This is a genomic window from Burkholderia sp. 4M9327F10 (assembly GCF_005503145.1).
Classification (GTDB): domain Bacteria; phylum Pseudomonadota; class Gammaproteobacteria; order Burkholderiales; family Burkholderiaceae; genus Paraburkholderia.
Genome location: NZ_SCNV01000004.1, coordinates 14,145 through 29,299 on the forward strand (window position 1 = coordinate 14,145; position 15,155 = coordinate 29,299).

The window sequence follows — 15,155 nt, forward strand, 5'->3', positions numbered from 1 at the left end:
CTCTGAGAAAAATAGCGCCGGCTCGGGTCGGCATAAATGGCTTATGGAACCTCTCGATCTACCGCAATTCAAGGAAGTTTCGTCCCGCTGGATTGCCTATACCGCTTCGGCAATTGTGGTTGCGGGGATGATCTTTTCATTCGTGCACGAGGTGGAACTCAAGCAGGACGTACGCGCCGAAATCGTCTCGCCTTCCGACGTCAAGGTCGAGGGCCTGAGCGGGCTCGTTGCGGACGTTTACGTGCATAAGAACGACCGCGTGACTCCGGGTACACGGCTGTTCCGTCTTGAGCGGGACCTCACACTGGCGAGCGACGGCCAGCGGCGCCCGCTTTTCGACGAGGCCATGCGCGACCAGCAGATTCATGCCGTCGAAGCGCAATTTAGCCAACGCCGGGTTGCGCTGACTGTGCAACTCGACAATGCACGGCTAACGGAGCAAAGCCGTAGCGCCGAGCTGGGTTCGATCGACGAGCAGGTCGCGCAGAACCGTGAGCTTGTGGACGAGTCCGGCCGCAAGCTCGCGCGACTCGAATCTGTTTCGGATTACGTGGCGGCGGACCGGATCGAGCAGGCGCGGGCCGACACGCATCAGGCGCGCGTGCTGGTCGCGCAGGGCGTCGCACGGCGCCAGCAGTTGCTTGCAGAGCGGGCCACCGCGAAAACCGCGCAAGCGGAACTCGAGGCGCAGTTGAGCGAGCTCGACGCGCAACAGGCGCGCGACGTTCAGGACATCCGCATCCGCTTCGAGGAGAACCGTCAGAACACCACCATCTCGGCACCGGAAGCGGGCGTCGTCACATACTCCGATCTTGTGCCTGGTCGCACGCTGACGCCCACCGATGTCGCGCTCGTGATTACGACAGGCAAATCCGGCGGCCTGCGTGCCGCGCTGCGCATCCCGTCACGGCGGCGCGGTTTCGTGCGCGAGGGGCAGATAGTCCGGCTCAAGCTCGATGCGTTTCCGTACGCCCGCTTCGGCAGCTACGAAGCCCGCATCGATTCAATCTCCCGCACCACAGTGCGTTCGACCATGTCGCCAACCGGTGCATCTGAAGCAGCCGCCCCCGGCGGCGACTATATGGCGTGGGCAACGCTTGCCGGCAACCAGTTCGAATTCGGCAGACGGCGGTTCGACATCCTGCCTGGCATGACGGGCACGGCAAGCATCGTTGTCGAGCGCCGAACGATCGCTGAATGGGTACTGGAACCGCTTTTCCGCATTCTCCGAGGCTAAGGTGCGCGCGATTTACCAAAACGAAGTGGCCGAATGCGGCTACGCCTGTCTGGCGATGGTGTTGTCGCATTTTGGCCGCGCCACTGAAATCCGCGAACTGCAGGCATACCGGCCTGTCTCCGCTAATGGCCTGACCTTGATGGACCTGTACGATGTGGCGATCGACTTCGGCCTGGCGGTGCAGGCATACCGGTTCGGTGCGTCGGACCTGAAACAGATCAAGCCGGGGGCGATCCTGCACTTTGGCGGCGCGCATTTTGTCGTTTTCGAGAAGCTGGGGCGCGGTTATGTCCAGGTGATCGATCCGGCGAGCGGGCGCCGCCGCGTGTCGATGGAAACCTTCATCAGTTGCGTTTCCGGCTACCTGCTTGAGTGCGCGCCGACCCCGGCGATGCCACGGTTGCGCCCACGCTCGCTCGTGCCCGCGGCGCTTGGACGGGTGCGAGCACTGAACCCGCAACTGGGGGCGCGGATTCTCAAGGTGATGTTCATCGCGCTCGGCGGCCAGAGCGCGATCCTCGCCATGCCCTATCTGGGCAACCTCGTGCTCGATGACGTCGTGGCCGGCGACAACCTGAATCTGCTGAATGTGCTCGTCATTACGTTCGGTGCGATTTTCATGGTGGGTGCGTTCAGTCAGTACGTCCAGAGTTACCTTGTCGAACTGGCGTACGGGATCGTACAGATGAATATGACCGAAGGTCTGGTCAGCCATCTTTTGCGCAACCCGCCCGGATACTTCGAGAAGCGGCACGTTGGCGATCTCTTCGCCCGGGTCAAGGCTCAGGATGAGATCAGCGCATTCTGCACGCGCGCACTCATTTCGCTAGGGATCGATATTCCCGTCGGCCTGCTCGCCCTTGGATTGATGCTCATAGAGAGCCGTTTGCTGAGCGCGATCGCGCTCGGACTCTTCATGCTCTATGCGGTGATTTCGCTTCTGCTGTTTTCCAGAATGCGCGACACGCACGCGCTGGTACTGGAAGAATCGGCGCGCTGCGATGACATGCTCTTTGAGACGATACGGGCTGCTTCGCTAATCAAGCTGTCGCAAGGCGAAGGGCGGCGCACAGGCATGTTTATGGCGAAGTACCGCGCGTATATGGCGGCGCTGGTGCATAGCGGCAAGCTCTCCAGCGTGCGCGATGCGATCCTGAAGTTCGTCGACTATGCGGAAGTGCTGGTCATTAGCTGGTTTGCTGCGCGGTTGATGCTAGGCGGCATCATTTCGGTCGGCGTGTTTTATTCCTTCCTGATTTACAAGTCGCTGCTCTCGGAGCGTCTTTCCCGTTCGATCAACACCGCGTTCCAGTATTTCATGCTTAGCGTGCCGGTGATGCGGGTCGGCGATATCGTCGACTGTGAAACGGAGCGCTATACGCCCGCCGACGCCAGTCACCGGGCAGTCGAGGTCCAGACCTTCCAGCAGATCGAAGTACGCGAGGTCACGTTTAGTTATGGCATTTCGGATCAGCCGGTTCTGACACGTGCGAGCATGACGATTCGCAAGGGCGACAAGATCGTGATTACCGGGCCCTCGGGAAGCGGCAAATCCACGTTGTTCAAGTTGCTGGCAGCCGCTGAGCCGCTTCAGGAGGGGGAGATTACCCTGAACGGCATCGCGTGGCCGAATCTCACCGTCGACGAGATTCGCCGGCATGTCGTGCACATGCGCCAGGGCGATCTCATCCTGCACGGCTCCATTGCAGACAACGTCTCGCTCTTCGCCGGCAACGCGGATGATGCGCGTATTCACGCGCTACTCGACGAAGTCGGGTTGCTCGCTGACGTCATGCGATTGCCGATGCGTACGCGGACCATTATCAGCGACACGATTGCAAACATTTCGGCTGGTCAGCGGCAACGCCTCCTGTTGGCGCGTGCGCTGTATCAACAGCGCGAATTGCTGCTGCTCGACGAACCGACCTCGAATCTCGATCCGGCATCGGTGCAGCGGATTGTCGCGCTGTTGCAGCGGCTCGACCGGACGGTGGTCGTCATCACGCATGACATGTCGCTGGCAGCGGCGTTCAATACACGCTACCGGCTGGTCGACGGCGAACTGCTGCTCGAAACGCAGCAGCAGGGCGCGCATTCAGGTTTGGTAGAGGATCCGGTGGCCGACTATGAGTAAGCGGATGCTGCTGGCGGCGTCGCTTGTCGTCATGGCGGAATTGTGGGGGCATCCTAACTCTGCTTGCGCGGTTGATCTGCTGTCAGTCGTCGATCAGGCCAGCGACCATGATGCGGACCTCGCCGCAATGCGTGCCGCTTCCAGAGCCGCGCGGCAGGCGGTGCCCGAAGCGCGGGCGGGTCTGTTGCCGCAGGTGAGCGGCGGCTGGGGGCGGGCTTATAACAGCACGACGATCGACGGATTGCCTCGCACCAGCTACTGGCAGAATGGCTGGACCGTCGGCTTGACGCAGCCGCTTTTCGACTGGAGTCGTTGGACGGCGTACCGGCAGGCCGGTGTTGTCGAAGCGCGTGGGCTCGTTGAAGTGGCGCGCGCCCAGCAAGCAACGATTTTGCGGGCTGCGCGTGCGTATTTCGACGAGCTGGCGGCAGAGGACGAGCTTGCCCGAGCGACTGACTATGACGCGGCGCTCGACGCGCAAATGCATGAGCTTCAGCGCAGGCAGTCTGCGGGAGAAGCGACTGTGATCGACTTGCAGGAGGCGGAGGCCGCGCGGCAGCAGGCACAACTGCAACGGACGGACGCGCGCAACGATTTGCTGCTGAAGCGCATGGCTATCGAACAGATCACGGGGCAACCGTTTTCGGCATTGTCGCGGCTGTCGGACTCGGCGAGGTTGCCGCGTCTGGAGCCCGCCGACGGCGAAGCGTGGGCTGCGCAGGCGGAAGCCCATGACTACGCTGTGCAACTCAAGCAGATTGATCGCCGGATTGCGGAATTCGAAGTAGAGAAGGCGCGTGCCGCCCATTACCCGACGGTCAACCTGACGGCAAGCCATTCGCCGGCCGGCGCTGCGACCGGCTACAGTGCGCCGACCACGACGTCCACTGCGATGCTCTCGATCTCCATTCCGATCTTCGAAGGCGGAGGGACGGAGGCGAAACTCGACGAAACGATCGCGCTTGAGGATAAGGCGCAAAACGATCTACTCTCGGCCACGCGTCAAGCGGGTGGAACTGCGCGCGAGAACTGCGCGAGATTTCTCGCTGGGGTGGCGCGGATCGAATCGCTGTCGCGGCTGCTGGAGACATCCCGCGCCGCTGTCGGTGCTACGCAGATGGGTTATAAGGTCGGGAGCCGGACGAGCGCTGACGTGCTGCGGACCGTCGACGTTTTCTATGCGACCCGCCGGGATCTGATCCGGGCGCGCTACGACGCCTTGCTGGCGCTGTTGCAGTTGAAGGCGGCCACTGCTTCGCTGACGACCGACGAAGTGGCGCAGGTGAACTCGTTGCTATTGCCGGAGGTTGTGCCAGCGGCTTCGCCCGGCGTATTACGCTGAGTACCCCGAGTTCGCGGAAAATGAAAAACCCCGAGAGCCTTACGCTATCGGGGTTTTTTGTCCAACTTTGCTGCTTGCCAGGTGTCTTGGTGGAGGCGGCGGGAATCGAACCCGCGTCCAGAAGCACTCTACGACCAGTTCTACATACTTAGTTCTGTCATTTGATTTAACCGCCACGACGCGGACGAACACGCTGCGTGACGGCGATTCACTAGATTTTCGACCCGGACGTCGTGACACCGCCAAGGCTTAACTGACGTATATGACCTCTGTCGGTATTGCTACCGGTCTTGCGACACTAGCCCGTCAGTGAACTAGGCAGAGGACGGCGGCCCTTAGGCTGCCAGTGCGAACGTATCGTCGTTTGCAGTTACGTTTTTCCCATTGATTAACGAGGTGACGGGTCCTCGGTATGCCCTAGCCGCTTTGCAACCCCTGTCGAAACCAGGTCGCCCCCGCGGTTCGTTGCCCCAAATTTCTGGGCCAAAGTAGATTTTACAATAGATTGACACCGCTCGCCTAGCCGATCTCGCGCAGCAGCTTTTGCAACTCAGCCGTCGACTGCACCACGTGCTGGGCGTGCCAGCGGGTCGGTGGAATGTCGTTGCCGCAATAGCCGTAGGCGGCGGCCACCGTCACCATCCCGGCCGCGAAACCCGCCTGGATGTCGCGCAAGTCGTCGCCCACATAGACAATCCGCTCCGGCGCGAGATCCAGTTCGCGTGCCGCGTGCAGCAACGGCGCGGGATGGGGCTTCGAGTGCGGCGTGGTATCGCCGCTCACTACGCAGCCCGCCCGCAGATCGAGTCCGAGCAGCGCGACCAGCGGATCGGTCAAACGCGCGGCCTTGTTCGTGACGATGCCCCAGCGCACGCCGCGCGCATCGAGTTCATCGAGGACGGCGTCGATGCCCGGAAAGAGCGTCGTTTCGATGCACAGGTCGGCCTCGTAATTGGCCAGAAACTCCGCGCGCATCGTAGCGAATTCCGGATGTTCCGGCCCAATGCCGAAGGCGCCCCCAATCAGTCCGCGGGCGCCGGCCGATGCCAGTGGCCGCAGGTCGTCGAGCGGCACCATCTCGAGCCCGCGCTCATGACGCATCTTGTTGACGGCGGCGGCCAGGTCGGGGGCTGTGTCGGCGAGGGTGCCGTCGAGATCGAACAGGACCGCCTGGCACAGGCCGATCGAGGCGTCTTCGTCTTCGCGCTGAGGCAGGGGAGTAGGGTCGCTCATGTATGCACGTGTTCAGTAGAGCCGGCGCGCGTCAGGCGTCGCGGCGGCAGGCGAGCATGTAGTTGATGCTCGTGTCGTCCGACAGCGCGAAGTGCTTGCTGAGCGGGTGATAGACGATGCCCTTGATGTCCGTGGTACGCAGCTCGGCGGCGCGCACGAAGGCTGCCAGTTCCGAGGGACGGATAAAGCGCGCGTAATCGTGGGTGCCCTTGGGCAGCATCCGCGCAATGTATTCGGCGCCGATCACCGCGAACAGATACGACTTCACATTGCGGTTGAGCGTGGAGAAGAACACCCAGCCCCCTGGCTTGACGAGGGTCTTGCACGCCGCGACGATAGCCGCCGGTTCGGGCACGTGTTCCAGCATTTCCATGCAGGTCACGACGTCGTAGGTGCCGGGTTCGCGGGCCGCGAGGGCCTCCGCGGCGATTTCTTCGTAACTTACGGTTACACCACTTTCAAGGCTGTGAAGATCTGCGACCCCCAATGCCTGGTGGGAGAGGTCGATTCCCTTCACATGGGCGCCCAATCCGGCCATCGACTCAGACAAAATGCCGCCGCCGCAGCCGATATCGAGCACCCGCTTGCCTGCCAGATGCGCGTGAGCGTCGATCCAGCTGAGCCGGACCGGATTCAGTTCGTGCAGCGGTTTGAATTCGGCGTTCGGGTCCCACCAGCGATGCGCGAGATCGCTGAATTTCTGCAGTTCGTGGGGATCGGCATTGGTCATGGCGGATGCGGCCTTGAGGAGAGCGGGTGAGCGGGTGTCGAGGATAAACCCTGAGTATATAGGCCGACGGACAGGGCGGCAAAATGACGCGCTTCCGGGGCCTGCCAGCAAGGTGTTGGAGCCGGGACGCCGCCAGGGGGCGGGCGTCGGCCGGGGACGGCGAAATCCGTCGGACATAAAAAAAGCCCCGCCGAAGCGGGGCTTTGATACTGCGGTAATTTGGAGCTTACTGCTTCGAAGTACCGACAACTTCGACTTCCACGCGACGATCCGGTGCGAGGCAGGCGATAAGTTGCTTGCGGTTCTTCTGGTTGCAACCGGTCGTGACCGGGTTGCGCTTGCCCTTGCCTTCCGTGTAGATACGGTTGGCTTCGATACCCTTGCTGACCAGGTATGCCTTGACAGCTTGAGCGCGACGCAGCGACAGACGGTCGTTGTACTTGTCCGAACCGATGCGGTCCGTGTAACCCGTAGCAACCACGACTTCCAGGTTCAGCGCGCCGATCTTCGATGCCAGATCGTCCAGCTTTTCCTTGCCGCCCGGCTTCAGGATAGCCTTGTCGAAGTCGAACAGAGCGTCAGCTTGATACGTAATCTTCTGGCTTTGGATAACCGGAGCGACCGGAACCGGAGCCGGCGGGGTCGGAGCTTGGGCAACCAGTGCGCCATCGCACTTTGCGTTAGCGGTTGCCGGCGTCCAGAATGCATCGCGCCAGCAGAGTTCGTTCGTGCCGTTCATCCACACGTATTCGCCCGTACCGTTCACCCAGTTGTCGTTCGTAGCTTGTCGCGACGCCGGCACCGACTGTGCCGATGCGGATGCAGCCATAACTGCGGTAGCTGCAATGAACGCGAGCTTTGAAAGTTTATTCATATTTCTCCTCTCGAAATTGAGATTACCGCAGGTTTACTGCGAGCCTGTTGACGAAGACAAGTCATACATTGCTCGAAGTATAACATTGGTGCGGAACAAAAAACGCGCTGTGTAGACTTCGAGCAGTGTCTAACTCTTTGTGCGTTGGCATTTTGCCATATCGTTCCCTTCCCACGATAAAAAAGTTCCCGCCCTTTTCATACCCCTGTCCGATTGTGGTGCATCCGCAACAAAAGCCTTGGGGCGGCACGCCCCGCCAGTCATGGCTGAGGGCCGATTAGGGGCCAGCACAAAACGGGCCTGGCCCGGGTTGTCCCAGAGGGGTCTCTGGAGCCGTTCGCCTGCTTTCCACTAATAGGTATACGTACCCCCGCCGGAGGTGGATGCCTGGCGTGTTAGAATCGCGTGATGCGCTGCGCCTGCAGCGCTTACGCGGAGCCGATGAGCGGAGGCGGTGTCCCGCCATCGTCTTCGCACGTAAAAGATACGGATAATGGATCAATTCGCCAAAGAGACTCTGCCAATCTCCCTAGAGGAGGAAATGCGCCGTTCGTATCTCGATTACGCGATGAGCGTGATCGTGGGGCGTGCGCTTCCCGATGTTCGCGATGGCCTGAAGCCGGTGCACCGGCGCGTGCTGTACGCGATGCACGAGCTGAACAACGACTGGAACCGAGCTTACAAGAAGTCGGCGCGTATTGTCGGCGACGTGATCGGTAAATACCACCCGCACGGCGACACGGCTGTCTACGACACGATTGTCCGGATGGCGCAACACTTCTCGTTGCGCTATATGCTGGTGGACGGCCAGGGCAACTTCGGTTCGGTCGACGGCGACAACGCCGCGGCGATGCGGTACACCGAAATCCGCATGGCGAAGATCGGCCACGAGCTGCTCGCCGACATCGACAAGGAAACGGTCGACTTCACGCCGAACTACGACGGCAGTGAAAACGAACCGGCCATCCTGCCGGCGCGCATTCCCAATCTGCTGATCAATGGCGCGTCCGGGATCGCAGTGGGGATGGCAACCAACATCCCGCCGCACAATCTCAACGAAATCGTCGACGCCTGTCAGCATCTGCTGAAGAACCCGGAAGCGTCGATCGACGAGCTGATCGAGATCGTCCCGGCGCCGGACTTCCCGACCGCCGGCATCATCTACGGCGTGGCCGGCGTGCGCGACGGCTATCACACCGGCCGCGGCCGCGTGGTGATGCGCGCGCTCACGCACTTCGAGGAAATCGACCGCGGCCAGCGCATGGCCATCATCGTCGACGAACTGCCGTATCAGGTGAACAAGCGCTCGCTGCTGGAGCGCATCGCCGAGCTCGTCAACGAGAAAAAGCTCGAAGGCATTTCCGATATCCGCGACGAGTCCGACAAGAGCGGCATGCGCGTGGTGATCGAGCTCAAGCGCGGCGAAGTGCCCGAGGTCATCCTCAACAATCTATATAAGGCGACCCAGCTTCAGGATACGTTCGGCATGAACATGGTCGCGCTGGTCGACGGCCAGCCGAAACTGCTGAACCTGAAGGAAATGTTGAGCTGCTTCCTGTCGCACCGGCGGGAAGTGCTGACGCGGCGCACTGTATACGAACTGCGCAAGGCGCGCGAACGCGGGCACGTGCTGGAAGGTCTGGCCGTCGCGCTGGCGAACATCGACGAATTCATCGCAATCATCAAGGCAGCGCCGACGCCGCCTATTGCGAAGCAGGACTTGATGGCGCGTCCGTGGGATTCGTCGCTGGTGCGCGAAATGTTGTCGCGCGCCGAGACGGAAAACGCCGCAGTTGGTGGTCGCGATGCGTATCGCCCTGAAGGTCTGAACCCCGCGTTCGGCATGCAGTCCGATGGCCTCTATCGCCTGTCCGACACCCAGGCTCAGGAAATCTTGCAGATGCGTCTGCAACGCCTGACGGGTCTGGAGCAGGACAAGATCATCGGCGAGTACCGCGAAGTGATGGCGCAAATCGCCGATCTGCTGGACATTCTGGCACGCCCGGAACGCATTACTGCGATCATCGTCGACGAACTCACCTCGATCAAGGCCGAATTTGGCGACGCGCGCCGCTCGAAGATCGAGCTGAACGCGACCGAGCTGAACACCGAAGACCTGATCACGCCGCAAGACATGGTGGTCACCATGTCGCACGCCGGTTATGTGAAATCGCAGCCGTTGTCCGAATATCGCGCCCAGAAGCGCGGAGGTCGCGGCAAACAGGCGACTTCCATGAAGGAAGACGACTGGATCGACACGCTCTTCATCGCCAACACGCACGACCACATCCTGTGCTTCTCGAACCGCGGCCGCGTCTACTGGGTCAAGGTCTACGAAGTGCCGCAGGGCTCGCGCAACTCGCGCGGCCGCCCGATCGTGAACATGTTCCCGCTGCAGGACGGCGAGAAGATCACGGTGGTGCTGCCGGTCAAGGAATTCTCGGCCGACAAGTACGTGTTCATGGCCACCGCGTTAGGAACGGTAAAAAAGACGCCGCTGGAAGCCTTTAGCCGGCCGCTGCGCAAGGGTATTATTGCGGTCGGTCTGGATGATGGTGATTACCTGATTGGCGCGGCGATCACCGACGGCCAGCACGACGTCATGCTGTTCTCGGATTCGGGCAAGGCAGTGCGCTTCGACGAGAACGACGTGCGTCCGATGGGCCGGGAAGCACGCGGTGTGCGCGGCATGCAGCTCGACGACGGGCAGCAGGTGATTGCGCTGCTGGTGGCGGGCGACGAGCAGCAGTCAGTGCTTACTGCCACGGAAAACGGCTTCGGCAAACGCACGCCGATCACCGAGTACACACGCCACGGGCGTGGGACGAAGGGGATGATCGCGATCCAGACGTCGGAGCGCAACGGACGTGTCGTTGCCGCAACGCTGGTGGATCAGGAAGCGCAGATCATGCTGATTACCAATACGGGCGTGCTGATCCGCACGCGCGTGTCGGAAATCCGTGAAATGGGCCGCGCAACCCAAGGTGTTACACTCATCAGTCTTGATGAAGGGACGAAGCTGTCCGGTCTGCAACAGGTTGCTGAGGCTGAAGCCGATGTAGATGTGGATGGCGACGCCGAAGGTCCCGCTGACGGTGACGAAAGCGGTGAAGAGGGCGGAGCCGCCTGAATCGGGTCGGCAGGTCTCATATTGGGTGAACGCTGCGTGGACGCAGACAGGCGTATCGGGCCGATACGCAGTCCGCGCGGCAAGCAGTTCGACTAATTTCTCTTAGGGAGTAATGATGCAAAAACGATTCAAACAATTGATGTTGCTGGCTGCTTTCGTGCCGACCTTCGCGATGGCGCAAGCACTTCAGAATCAGACGGCTGCTCCTGCTGACAGCACCGCTGCTGCAGCGCCGGTTGATCCGGCCAAGCAGGCTGCCATCAAGGATCTGCTGGACGCGATCGACGCGCAAAAGCTCGTCGGCGCAATCGGTAACAGCGCTCAAATGCAAGCTAAGCAACTGGTTCCGGCTATCCTGTCGGACGCTCTGAGCGAAAACAAGACGATGACGGACAAGCAGAAGCAAGCTTCCGTCCCGACGCTGCAGAAGAACGCTGTGCCGAAGCTGGTTGACTCGGCAGGCCAGGTCTTCGCAACGGACGGCTTCCGTCAAGACGCAATGCAAGCTCAGTACGACGCTTACGCGAAGTACTACTCGACCTCGGAAATCAAGGATCTGACGGCGTTCTACAAGAGCCCGACTGGCCGCAAGTTCATCCAGGTTCAAGACCAGGTTGGCCGCGACGTCGTGAACGGTCTGATGCAGAAGTACATGCCGCAATCGATCAAGGCAACTCGCGCTCAGGCTGACCAGGAAGTCGCGTCGGTCAAGCCGGCCAAGTAAGCAGGTTGTTGCTGTCGCCGCCGGTGCCCGCAGCATCGGTAGCCGCTTAACCCGCAGTAACCGGCAGCCGGCTGGCAGGTATCCGCCTGGCCGGCACCGGCGATTGACCGACCGGCTTTGGGCGTCATGCGGCGCCGGGGTCTGGCGGCCGGGTTTGGCGGGCTTGCGGCGTCAATGCGATAATGGCCGTTTGCGCATATGCGCAGACGGCCATTTTCTTTTCAGGCGCGAATTTGCATGGCTTCTTTGCCACGCGCCTGCTTCAGGGACTTCACGATGCGCGTCTTTAATTTCTCGGCCGGACCTGCGGCCATGCCCGAAGAAGTACTGCGCCTCGCAGCCGACGAGATGCTCAACTGGCACGGCAGCGGCATGAGCGTGATGGAAATGAGTCATCGCGGCAAAGAATTCATGTCGATCCACGAGGAAGCGCTGACCGATCTGCGCGAGCTGCTCGAGGTGCCCGCCAGCCATCGCATCCTGTTCCTGCAAGGCGGCGGTCTGGGCGAAAACGCCATCGTGCCGATGAACCTGTTCGGTTCGAAGCCGCGTGCCGACTTCGTGGTGACCGGGTCGTGGTCGCAGAAGTCATTCAAGGAAGCGCAGAAGTACGGCACCGTCCATCTCGCCGCCACCGGCGAAACTGCAGACGGTTTTACCCGTGCTCCGGCGCGTGCCGAATGGCAATTGTCTGATGATCCGGCCTACGTGCATCTGTGCACGAACGAGACGATTCACGGCGTCGAAACCTTTGAAATCCCCGATCTCGGCAATGTTCCGCTGGTCGCGGATGCGTCCTCGCATATCCTGTCGCGCCCCATGGACATCGCCAAATATGGGGTACTGTATGGTGGAGCGCAGAAGAATATCGGCATGGCCGGCGTCACCGTGGTGATCGTGCGCGAAGACATGCTGGACCGCGCGATGACCGTGTGCCCGTCGGCATTCGAATGGAAAACGGTCGCCGCGAACAATTCCATGTACAACACGCCGCCCACCTATGCGATCTATATCGCCGGGCTGGTGTTCAAATGGCTGAAGAAGCAGGGCGGTCTTGCCGCCATGGAAGCGCGCAATATCGAAAAGTCGAAGCTGCTCTACGACACCATCGATGCAAGCAGCTTCTATCTGAACAAGGTTGAACGCACGTCGCGTTCGCGGATGAACGTACCGTTCTTTCTCGCGGACGAAACGCGCAACGAAGATTTCCTGGCCGGCGCGAAAGCGCGCGGGCTGGTGCAGCTGAAGGGCCACAAGTCCGTCGGCGGCATGCGGGCGTCGATTTACAACGCGGTGCCGCTCGAAGGCGTTAAAGCGCTAGTCGAGTACATGAAGGAATTCGAGCAGCGCAGCGCTTAAGCGTGGCTTGAGGCGCGCGCATCCCTTCACGCAGTTTCCCGGCAGAGCCGTTTTACGCATGGACGACGAACTTAATACCCGACTCAAACCGTTGCGCGAACGCATTGATGCGATCGACGCACAACTGATCGCGCTGCTCAACCAGCGGGCCGCGATTGCGCTCGAAGTCGGCGAGGTCAAGAAGCACTTCAACGCGCCGGTGTTCCGGCCGGAGCGCGAACAGCAGGTGATCGCGCGCTTGCAGGACATGAGCGACGGGCCGCTCGCCAGCGACCACATCAGCGCGATCTGGCGCGAAATCATGGCGGCGAGCCGCGCGCTCGAAAAGACCATCAAGGCTGCGTATCTCGGCCCGGTGGGCACCTATAGCGAGCAGGCCATGCACGAGTACTTCGGTCAGTCGATCGAAGGCTTGCCGTGCCCGTCGATCGACGAAGTGTTCCGTTCGGTCGAAGCCGGCGCCGCCGAATTCGGCGTCGTGCCGGTGGAGAATTCGACCGAAGGCGCCGTGTCGCGCACGCTCGATCTGCTGCTGCAAACGCAATTGCTGATCGGCGGCGAACTCGCTTTGCCGATTCATCACAATCTTCTGACCTTGAGCGGCGACCTGGCTGGCGTGACGCGCGTGTGCGCGCATCCGCAGGCGCTTGCGCAATGCCAGGGCTGGCTCGCGTCGAACGCGCCGCATCTGGAGCGCCAGGCGGTAGCGAGCAACGCCGAAGGCGCGCGGCTTGCCGCCGGCGACCCGACCGTTGCGGCGATTGCCGGCGACCGTGCGGCCGCCCACTACGGCCTGCAGATTGCTCACGCGCTGATCCAGGACGATCCGCATAACCGCACGCGCTTTGTGATGATCGGCAAGGAGCCGACCGGCGTCAGCGGCAATGACCAGACCTCGCTGATCGTCTCGGTCGCCAACGAGCCAGGCGCGGTGTTCAAGCTGCTCGAACCGCTGGCGCGCCACGGCGTGTCGATGACGCGCTTCGAGTCGCGGCCGGCGCGCATCGGCACGTGGGAGTACTACTTCTATATTGACGTCGAAGGTCATCGCGACGATGCGCCGGTTGCGGCGGCGCTGGCCGAACTCGGCGAAAAGGCCGAGTTTCTGAAGATTCTGGGCTCGTACCCGTGCTCCCGCTGACATCCAGGCACCGCCCTACGCTGAACCTTACCCATTACTTCAATTAGTCGATCCGGAGATATTCATGACAACGCCTTTCGGTCCTTCCTATGTGCGCGCGATTGCGCCTTATATCGCCGGCAAGCCGATTTCGGAAGTGGCCCGCGAATTTGGTCTCGACGAGGCGAACATCGTGAAGCTCGCGTCGAACGAGAATCCGCTGGGTATGCCGGAGTCGGCGCAGCGCGCCATGGCGCAGGCCGCAAGCGAACTGGGCCGCTATCCGGACGCGAACGCGTTTGAGTTGAAGGCGGCGCTGAGCAGCCGCTACGACGTGCCGGCTGACTGGATCACGCTCGGCAACGGCAGCAACGACATCCTCGAAATCGCCGCGCACGCGCTGGTGGAGAAGGGCCAGTCAATCGTCTATGCGCAGTACTCGTTCGCGGTGTATGCGCTCGCCACGCAAGGCCTGGGCGCGCGCGCCATCGTGGTGCCGGCGGTTAAACACGGCCACGACCTCGACGCGATGCTGGCCGCGATCACTGACGACACCCGCCTGATCTTCGTCGCCAACCCGAACAACCCGACCGGCACGTTCATCGAAGGCCCGGCGCTCGAAGCGTTCCTGGAGAAGGTGCCGAGCAATGTGGTCGTGGTGCTCGATGAGGCGTACACGGAATACCTGGCGCCGGAAAAGCGCTACGACTCGATCGCCTGGGTGCGCCGGTTCCCCAACCTGCTGGTCTCGCGCACGTTCTCGAAGGCGTATGGCCTGGCGGGCCTGCGCGTCGGCTTCGCGATTGCGCAGTCGGCCCTGACCGATCTGCTGAACCGTTTGCGCCAGCCGTTCAACGTAAACACGCTGGCCCAGGCTGCGGCAATCGCGGCTCTGAACGACGCGGCCTTCCTCGAAAAGAGTGCGGCGCTGAATGCGCAGGGCTATCGCCGTCTGACCCAGGCGTTCGACAAACTCGGTCTCGAATATGTGCCGTCGTCCGGCAACTTCGTGCTGGTGCGTGTCGGCAATGACGACGAAGCGGGTAACCGCGTCAATCTCGCCTTGCTCAAGCAGGGGGTGATCGTGCGTCCGGTCGGCAACTACGGCTTGCCGCAATGGCTGCGTGTCACGATCGGCCTGCCGGAAGAAAACGAAGCGTTCATCGCCGCGCTCGAAAAGACGCTCGCGCCGGCCTGATTGGCCGCGCCGGGCGTTCGGACCGAGCGCGAGATTTTTGACCCGCGCACCAGCGTTTCTTGCGATGGTGCGCT

The 15,155-nt window shown here is 61.6% G+C and carries 11 protein-coding genes and 1 other RNA gene; 8 read left to right on the forward strand and 4 right to left on the reverse strand.

The genetic code is table 11. The features are described from left to right. Positions 1 to 43: 43 nt before the first annotated feature. Genes FFS45_RS05855 through FFS45_RS05865 form a run of 3 tightly spaced genes read left to right on the forward strand, consistent with a single transcriptional unit; the run spans position 44 to position 4,713 of the window. Positions 44 to 1,237, forward strand: a complete 1,194-nt coding sequence (locus FFS45_RS05855) for an HlyD family efflux transporter periplasmic adaptor subunit (protein WP_137953786.1) — start codon at positions 44 to 46, stop codon at positions 1,235 to 1,237. 1 nt (position 1,238) lies between these two features. Beyond that, complete coding sequence (locus FFS45_RS05860; protein WP_137953787.1) at positions 1,239 to 3,371, forward strand: peptidase domain-containing ABC transporter; 2,133 nt, start codon at positions 1,239 to 1,241, stop codon at positions 3,369 to 3,371. Further along, positions 3,364 to 4,713 (forward strand): TolC family outer membrane protein, encoded by a 1,350-nt coding sequence (locus FFS45_RS05865; protein ID WP_137953788.1) that lies wholly within the window; start codon positions 3,364 to 3,366, stop codon positions 4,711 to 4,713. Before FFS45_RS05860 ends, FFS45_RS05865 begins: the two co-directional genes overlap by 8 nt. Before the next feature lie 87 nt (positions 4,714 to 4,800). On the opposite strand, the gene ssrA is transcribed toward FFS45_RS05865, so the two are convergent. The 4 genes from ssrA to ompA form a co-directional block, all read right to left on the reverse strand. Further along, positions 4,801 to 5,170: a transfer-messenger RNA gene (gene ssrA, locus FFS45_RS05870) on the reverse strand. Between the two features lie 62 nt (positions 5,171 to 5,232). After that, a complete protein-coding gene (gene gph / locus FFS45_RS05875) occupies positions 5,233 to 5,946 on the reverse strand; it encodes a phosphoglycolate phosphatase (protein WP_137953789.1) in 714 nt (237 codons plus the stop codon). Positions 5,947 to 5,977: 31 nt separating this feature from the next. After that, the gene (ubiG, locus tag FFS45_RS05880; RefSeq protein ID WP_137953990.1) at positions 5,978 to 6,676 is read right to left on the reverse strand and encodes a bifunctional 2-polyprenyl-6-hydroxyphenol methylase/3-demethylubiquinol 3-O-methyltransferase UbiG; all 699 of its coding nucleotides are present in this window, start codon (positions 6,674 to 6,676) and stop codon (positions 5,978 to 5,980) included. A gap of 226 nt (positions 6,677 to 6,902) precedes the next feature. Next, a complete protein-coding gene (ompA, locus tag FFS45_RS05885; RefSeq protein ID WP_137953790.1) occupies positions 6,903 to 7,550 on the reverse strand; it encodes an outer membrane protein OmpA in 648 nt (215 codons plus the stop codon). A 541-nt stretch (positions 7,551 to 8,091) separates the two neighbouring features. Between ompA and gyrA the strand changes: the two genes are divergently transcribed. The 5 genes from gyrA (at position 8,092) to hisC (ending at position 15,081) form a co-directional block, all read left to right on the forward strand. Beyond that, on the forward strand, positions 8,092 to 10,680 hold the full coding sequence (gene gyrA / locus FFS45_RS05890) for a DNA gyrase subunit A (RefSeq protein ID WP_249362673.1): 2,589 nt from the start codon (positions 8,092 to 8,094) through the stop codon (positions 10,678 to 10,680). A 115-nt stretch (positions 10,681 to 10,795) separates the two neighbouring features. Beyond that, on the forward strand, positions 10,796 to 11,404 hold the full coding sequence (locus FFS45_RS05895; RefSeq protein WP_137953792.1) for a DUF2059 domain-containing protein: 609 nt from the start codon (positions 10,796 to 10,798) through the stop codon (positions 11,402 to 11,404). A 276-nt stretch (positions 11,405 to 11,680) separates the two neighbouring features. Beyond that, positions 11,681 to 12,763, forward strand: a complete 1,083-nt coding sequence (gene serC, locus FFS45_RS05900) for a 3-phosphoserine/phosphohydroxythreonine transaminase (protein WP_137953991.1) — start codon at positions 11,681 to 11,683, stop codon at positions 12,761 to 12,763. 58 nt (positions 12,764 to 12,821) lie between these two features. After that, positions 12,822 to 13,904 carry a prephenate dehydratase gene (pheA, locus tag FFS45_RS05905; RefSeq protein ID WP_137953793.1) on the forward strand — a complete coding sequence of 361 codons (1,083 nt, stop codon included), beginning with the start codon at positions 12,822 to 12,824 and terminating at the stop codon, positions 13,902 to 13,904. A 64-nt stretch (positions 13,905 to 13,968) separates the two neighbouring features. Next, entirely contained in the window at positions 13,969 to 15,081 is a 1,113-nt protein-coding gene (hisC, locus tag FFS45_RS05910) for a histidinol-phosphate transaminase (protein WP_137953794.1), read from the forward strand. The last annotated feature ends 74 nt before the right edge of the window (positions 15,082 to 15,155 follow it).

Coding starts and splice junctions, on each gene's coding strand:
- FFS45_RS05855 (WP_137953786.1), top strand. CDS start 44: ATGGAACCTCTCGATCTACCGCAATTCAAGGAAGTTTCGTCCCGCTGG.
- FFS45_RS05865 (WP_137953788.1), top strand. CDS start 3,364: ATGAGTAAGCGGATGCTGCTGGCGGCGTCGCTTGTCGTCATGGCGGAA.
- gph (WP_137953789.1), bottom strand. CDS start 5,946: ATGAGCGACCCTACTCCCCTGCCTCAGCGCGAAGACGAAGACGCCTCG.
- ubiG (WP_137953990.1), bottom strand. CDS start 6,676: ATGACCAATGCCGATCCCCACGAACTGCAGAAATTCAGCGATCTCGCG.
- ompA (WP_137953790.1), bottom strand. CDS start 7,550: ATGAATAAACTTTCAAAGCTCGCGTTCATTGCAGCTACCGCAGTTATG.
- gyrA (WP_249362673.1), top strand. CDS start 8,092: ATGCGCCGTTCGTATCTCGATTACGCGATGAGCGTGATCGTGGGGCGT.
- FFS45_RS05895 (WP_137953792.1), top strand. CDS start 10,796: ATGCAAAAACGATTCAAACAATTGATGTTGCTGGCTGCTTTCGTGCCG.
- serC (WP_137953991.1), top strand. CDS start 11,681: ATGCGCGTCTTTAATTTCTCGGCCGGACCTGCGGCCATGCCCGAAGAA.
- pheA (WP_137953793.1), top strand. CDS start 12,822: ATGGACGACGAACTTAATACCCGACTCAAACCGTTGCGCGAACGCATT.
- hisC (WP_137953794.1), top strand. CDS start 13,969: ATGACAACGCCTTTCGGTCCTTCCTATGTGCGCGCGATTGCGCCTTAT.